Source organism: Ideonella azotifigens, from assembly GCF_006519715.1.
GTDB lineage: Bacteria > Pseudomonadota > Gammaproteobacteria > Burkholderiales > Burkholderiaceae_C > Ideonella > Ideonella azotifigens.
In genome coordinates this window covers 1-5,803 of record NZ_VIDT01000350.1, presented here as the reverse complement: position 1 = coordinate 5,803, position 5,803 = coordinate 1, and the positions used below count along the sequence as shown (strand labels likewise).

General features: G+C 67.8%; 8 protein-coding genes. 2 read left to right on the top strand and 6 right to left on the bottom strand.

Going from position 1 to position 5,803, the window contains the following annotated elements; genetic code table 11:
• The coding region (locus FKP22_RS19055; RefSeq protein WP_375140598.1) for a hypothetical protein at positions 1-889 on the bottom strand (889 nt) is incomplete at its 3' end.
• 238 nt (positions 890-1,127) lie between these two features.
• On the opposite strand from FKP22_RS19055, the gene plsY reads away from it, so the two are divergent.
• Both plsY and FKP22_RS19045 read left to right on the top strand, forming a co-directional pair.
• On the top strand, positions 1,128-1,817 hold the full coding sequence (gene plsY / locus FKP22_RS19050) for a glycerol-3-phosphate 1-O-acyltransferase PlsY (RefSeq protein ID WP_141289293.1): 690 nt from the start codon (positions 1,128-1,130) through the stop codon (positions 1,815-1,817).
• Position 1,818: 1 nt separating this feature from the next.
• The gene (locus FKP22_RS19045; protein ID WP_141289292.1) at positions 1,819-2,163 is read left to right on the top strand and encodes a RidA family protein; all 345 of its coding nucleotides are present in this window, start codon (positions 1,819-1,821) and stop codon (positions 2,161-2,163) included.
• Between the two features lie 63 nt (positions 2,164-2,226).
• On the opposite strand, the gene FKP22_RS19040 is transcribed toward FKP22_RS19045, so the two are convergent.
• From FKP22_RS19040 to FKP22_RS32265, 5 genes are all read right to left on the bottom strand, one after another.
• Entirely contained in the window at positions 2,227-2,610 is a 384-nt protein-coding gene (locus tag FKP22_RS19040) for a VOC family protein (protein ID WP_141289291.1), read from the bottom strand.
• 63 nt (positions 2,611-2,673) lie between these two features.
• Positions 2,674-3,204 (bottom strand): hypothetical protein, encoded by a 531-nt coding sequence (locus FKP22_RS19035; RefSeq protein WP_141289290.1) that lies wholly within the window; start codon positions 3,202-3,204, stop codon positions 2,674-2,676.
• 158 nt (positions 3,205-3,362) lie between these two features.
• Positions 3,363-3,986, bottom strand: coding sequence for an L-threonylcarbamoyladenylate synthase (locus tag FKP22_RS19030; RefSeq protein WP_141289289.1), 624 nt, complete (start codon positions 3,984-3,986; stop codon positions 3,363-3,365).
• A 96-nt stretch (positions 3,987-4,082) separates the two neighbouring features.
• Positions 4,083-4,964, bottom strand: a complete 882-nt coding sequence (locus tag FKP22_RS19025; RefSeq protein ID WP_141289288.1) for a 3',5'-nucleoside bisphosphate phosphatase — start codon at positions 4,962-4,964, stop codon at positions 4,083-4,085.
• Between the two features lie 58 nt (positions 4,965-5,022).
• Positions 5,023-5,803 (bottom strand): hypothetical protein (locus tag FKP22_RS32265; RefSeq protein ID WP_170200959.1); only part of this gene is annotated, 781 nt, incomplete at its 5' end.

Below are 5,803 nucleotides of genomic sequence, written 5' to 3'. Positions count from 1 at the left end.
CGCGCGCGCCGTCCCCGCTGTCCAGTTGCGCCAGGCCTTGCAGTCCCTGGCCGCGGGTGGGCGCCGTGTCCAGGCCCAGCAATTCGCCCAGCGCGCGGTTGGCATATTGCACCCGCCCCAGTGCGTCCAGGCCCAGCAGGCCTTCGCGCAGCGAGCCCAGCATGGCCGAGCGCTCCTGCAGGCTGCCGCGCAGCTGCTCCTCGGCATGCTGGCGGCGCTGCATCTCCAGTACCCGGGCATGGTGGTAGCGCTCGATGCCGCGCGCCAGCACCACGATCTCGTCGCGCGTGTTGGCGGGTTGCGGCGTGGGCTGCAGCCTGGCCTGCAGGTCGTCAACGCGCAGGTTGCGCAGCTGCCGCACCAGGGCCGACAGGCGTGAGATCACCAGCCGGTGCATTAGCAGCAGCAGGCTGACCGCCACCGCCAGCACCTTCAGCAGTTCCAGCGGCAGCCGGTCGACAGCACGGCGCTGGATCTCGGCGTTGACGTCGGCGTCCGACTCCTGCACGGTCAACAGGCCAATGGATTGGGAGCGCAGCGGCATCGACAGTGCCAGCTCGCGGCTGCGCAGCCCCGGGCCTGGGCCCGCACCCGCACGCCAGGCCTGCGACTGCAGTTCGCCGCGTTCGTTGCGCACCTCGGCATGCACGATGCTGCCGTCCTTCACCAGGCCCTGCGTCATGCGCTGCAGCGCCGCCAGGTCGTAGTTCCACAAGGCATTGGCCATCGGGTCCGCGCTCAGCGCCACCGCGGCGTCGGCCCGGGCCTGGGCCTCGCGGGTCAGCAGGTTGCGCTCGTGCCAGAGCTCGAAGCCGCCGATCAGCAGGAAGATCAGCAGCGATGCGGCGGCCACCGCCAGCAGCATGCGCGTGACCAGTGAGGAAGACATCCTGTACAAGCGTGTGGACCTTCAGCGAACACCCGCGGCTCGCCGGCCCGGTCGGTGCAGGCGCGGTGGCGGCTGCAATCCTGGATGGTAATCGCCCGCCGGAAGTGCCTCGGTATTGCCGGGGCTTGCGTTGGCGCAGGTCTTCAGGGCAGACGCCAGCCAGGCCGGCCTGTCGGGCAGCTTACACTCCACGCCCGGTATTTCATTGCGGTGTGCGGTTTCGCCATCGCCTGCTTCGATGGACATTGCGACCTCCCTGCTTGCCGTGGCCGTGGCGTATGCCATCGGTTCCTTGTCGTTTGCAGTCATCGTCAGCCGCTTCATGGGGCTGGACGATCCACGCTCCTACGGCTCGGGCAATCCGGGTGCCACCAACGTGCTGCGCTCCGGCAACAAGGTCGCCGCGCTGCTGACGCTGGCCTTCGACGCGCTCAAGGGCTATGTGCCGGTGGTGCTGGCCATGCTGCTGGCACCTCGCTTCGGCTGGGGCGAACTGACCATCGGCCTGGTGGGCCTGGCGGCCTTCATCGGCCACCTGTGGCCGGTGTTCTTCCGCTTCCAGGGTGGCAAGGGCGTGGCCACCGCGGCCGGGGTGCTGATGGCGCTGAACCCCTGGCTGGGCCTGGCAACGCTGGGCACCTGGGTCATCGTCGCGGTTTTCACGCGTTATTCGTCGCTGGCGGCCATCGTCTCCGCAGCTTTTGCGCCGTTCTACCAGATGCTGATCTGGGAGGTCTCGCCGCTGCTGCTGGCCATCACCGTGATGAGCCTGCTGTTGATCTGGCGCCATGGCGCCAACATCCGCAAACTGATGAACGGGACCGAATCCAGGCTGGGCCAGAAGGCGAGCGCGGCGACCGCTGCTGCGGCCACCGGGAAGAAGCCCGCGCATCCTCGTCCGCACTCGCACACCAAAGGAAAGCACTGAAATGATCCAACGCTACGAAGTCGGCGCCCGCATGTCCGAGATGGCCGTGCACAACGGCGTTTGCTACCTCGCCGGTCAGGTGGCCGAAGACGGCTCGCAGGACATTGGGGGCCAGACCCGGCAAGTGCTGGCAGCCATCGACGCGCTGCTGGTGAAGGCCGGCACCGACAAGACCAAGATCCTGCGCGCGCAGATCTTCCTGGCCGACCTGGCCGACTTCCCCGGCATGAACGCCGTCTGGGACGCCTGGGTGGTCGCCGGCAACACGCCGCCGCGTGCCACCGTGCAGGCCGCACTGGCCAAGCCGGAGTGGAAGATCGAGATCGTGGTGACCGCTGCGCTCTGAGCTGCGGGTCTCTCGACCATGAAAAAAGGCCTGGGTTCTCCAGGCCTTTTCCATTTCAGCGCCTCACTCGGGCGCGTGACAGACGGCTTCGATGTTGTGCCCGTCCGGGTCGCGCACAAACGCACCGTAGTAGTTCGGGTGGTAGTGCGCGCGGACGCCGGGGGGCCCGTTGTCGGTCCCGCCCGCAGCCATCGCTTCACGGTAGAACGCGTCGACGATGGCGCGCGAGGCCACGCGGAAGGCAATGTGGATCGCCGGCACATTCGGCGTACCTTCGGCGATCCAGAAGTCCGGTTTCGGCGGCTCGCCGAAACCCGCCACCCGGGTGCCCACCAGCTCGGCCGGCATCTCCGCTAGCAGCTGGTAACCCATGGCGCCCAGCGCCTTCTCGTAGAACGCCTTGCTGCGGCCGTAGTCACTGACGCTGACGCCGGTGTGGTCGATCATGTTGGTTTGCTTCCCTGTGTGAATGGATGAGGGCGTGGCACTGGCGGGCTGGGCCCGTCTCGCCTACTCCAGCGAGGCGAGGAAGGGTTCCTTGCAACCGCCGAGCTTGAGGTATTCCTTGGTGATCTTGCGTGGATAGACCTTGCGGCCCAGGAACATCGCCACGATCAGGCTCACCAGTCCCCAAGACAGCATGCCGATGCCAGGCAGTTGCTGGCCACGCGCGAGCAGGCCCACGCCCAGGCACAGTGCGACCAACGCGATGGCCATGGCCACCCCCACGCGCCGCTTGCGGCGGCTGGCATGGGCCTCGCAAAGCCCAGGCGACACCACAAACGACTTCCTGGCCAGCAAGCCGACGACCAAGTAGATCAGGATGTTCAGCGGGATCAGCAGATACAGCCACGGGCTGTGCCAATACAGCTTCTTCGACTTGACCGGCGTTTGCGCGGCCGAGTTGCAAATGATGCAACGTTGGGGAAGGTCGAAACCGACCGGCACGATGACCGATTTGCCTTTGCGGACGCAATCGGTGGTTTTGCGCTCGGTCTCTATCGTCGGGGGCGCAAATGGATTGAACTGGGGTTCTTGCATGGCAGCTGTCTTCTGGATTTGACCAACGCAGGCCTCCTCCTGAAATCCCTGAGGCCAGCGACTGTGGCCGTTGCAAGGTAGGCACTGGCCGCGGCGGATTCTGCCGCCACCCCAACCAAGCGCCAAGCATGCTGCGGCAGCGGCCGGCAGGGTGGCGTCTACAACCCCAGCTTCGCCGCGTCCCCGCGCCCCTCGCGCACGATGACGGGTTCGTCGCCGCTGAGGTCGATCACCGTGGTTGGCTGCAGCGGGCAGGCGCCGGCGTCCACCACCGCCTGCAGCTGTTTCTCGAAGCGCGCGCGGATTTCGGCCGGTTCGTTCAGCGCTTCGGTTTCGCCGGGCGGGATGAAGGTGGTGGCCAGCAGCGGTTGGCCGAATTCGGCCAGCAGGGCTTGCAGCACCGTGTGCTCGGGCACGCGCAGGCCGATGGTGCGGCGGGACGGGTGCGAGACCCGGCGCGGCACTTCCTTGGTGGCTTCCAGGATGAAGGTGAACGGGCCTGGCGTGGCCAGCTTCAGCAGGCGGTACTGGCGGTTGTCCACGCGGGCGTAATTGGCGAGTTCGGACAGGTCGCGGCAGAGCAGCGTCAGGTGGTGCCTGTCGTCGACCTGGCGGATGCTGCGCAGGCGCTCGGCGGCGGCCTTGTCGTCCAGGTGGCAGACGAGGGCGTAGCTGGAATCGGTGGGCACGGCGGCCACGCCGCCGGCATGCAGCAGCTGAGCAGCCTGCTTCAGCAGGCGCAGCTGCGGGTTCTGCGGGTGGACCTCGAAGTACTGGGCCATGCCGATATTCTCGCAGCGCCGGACGGCCCTTTTGACGGTGTCGTCAATGCCATCCACATACCGATGTGGGTGTGTGGCCTGGCGGGCCGGGCCAACTCAAGCCGCGGCCATCGGGTCCGCTTGATGGGCTGCCAGGCGCGGCGCCCAGAGCGACCAGATCGGCGTGACCTTGCCTGGCAGGTCCGGCAGCGTACCGAGTGGCACGCGGCTCTCGCCGGGCGCGTGGAAGTCGCTGCCGCGCGAGGCCAGCAGGTCGAACTCCAGCGCCATGTCGGCGTATTTCACGACCTCATCCGGGAAATGGCTGCCGCAGGTCACTTCCACGCCGCGGCCACCATGGGCCTGGAACTCGCCGAACAGCGCGAACTCCTCGGTCGGCGAGAAGCGGTAGCGGGCGGGATGGGCGATGGCGGTCACACCGCCGGCTTCCTTGACCCAGCGCACGGCCTCGCCCAGTCCCGCCCAGCGGTGCTCGACAAAGCCTGGCTTGCCTTCCTTCAGGTAGCGCGAGAAAACTTCCTGGATCGAGCTGCAATGCCCGTTGTCGACCAGGAAACGGGCGAAGTGGGTGCGCGAGACCAGCTCGGGGTTGGCCGCGTATTTGATCGCGCCTTCGTAGGCGCCCGGAATGCCGGCGCGGGCCAGGCTTTCGCCCATGTCGCGGGCGCGCTGGTGGCGGCCGGCACGCAATTCGGTCAGGCCCTGGACCAGGCTGGGGTGGTGTTCGTCGAAATCGAAACCGAGCACGTGCACGGTTTCGCCAGCAAAGGTGACCGAGATCTCGACGCCGGTGACGTAGGCCATGCCCAGGGCCTCCGCAGCGGCCCTGGCTTCGGCCTGGCCAGCGAGTTCGTCGTGGTCGGTCAGGGACCACAGCGCCACGCCACCCTGGTGGGCGCGCTGGGCGAGTTCGCTGGGGGAGAGGCTGCCGTCCGAAAAAATGGAATGGCAGTGCAGGTCGGCGTTCAGTAGGTGCACTGCAGCATTCTAAAAAACTCCGCCGCCCGTCTGCGGCGTCAGGGTCAATTCCGGCTGCTCATTTCGGGGCTTCGGCGGTGTAAATGCACGCGCCTTCGGTGCTGCGCATCGCCTGCACCAGGTCGGTCCGGCCAATGTCCTGCCAGTAGGGCTGCGCCAGGTCCACCACGGCCACCGGCAGCGGCAGCTGGATCTTGGCCTCCAGCAGTTGGCTCCACTGCGCCGGGTCCGGCTGCAGCAGCGCGTGCGAGCGCTCGATGACCATCAGGTACAGGCTCCAGCCGCGCACCTGCGGGCTGGTCTTGCGCAGCAGCCAGGCCTTGCCTACGGCCGGCTCGGACTTCAGCAGCGCCAGCGTGTCGGCCAGCACGCGGGCGCTGAGGCGGGTGTGCAACTGGGCCGCGGTGCTGGGCAGCGTGCCGGTGTGGCGGCTGCGCAGGCCGGTGGGTGCGACTTCCAGCTGCTGTTCGCCCTGGAAGCTGCGCAACACCTTCTCGGCCCGCTCGGCCTCCAGCGCCAGCTCGCGCAGGCGGGCGCGCACAGGCTTCAGTGCCTCGAAATCCTCGCGCTGTTCCAGCACCATTTCCAGCCGCTGCGCGGCCGGCAGCCGCCAGTGGGGGTCTGCCGCCAGGGCCTGCGTGTACTGCAGGCTTTCGCGGCCTTCGTTGGCCAGGCTTTGCAGCAGCTCGATGGCTTCGGCTTGACTCGGTGTCGGGTCCGGCCGCCTGCCGCGCGGCTGCACGGCAGGTCCATGGTCCAGCAGCGCACAGGCCAGCAGGTAGCGGGCCTCGCCAATCGCGTGGTGGCGGGCCATCGTCAGCCGCAGTGGCGCCAGCGCG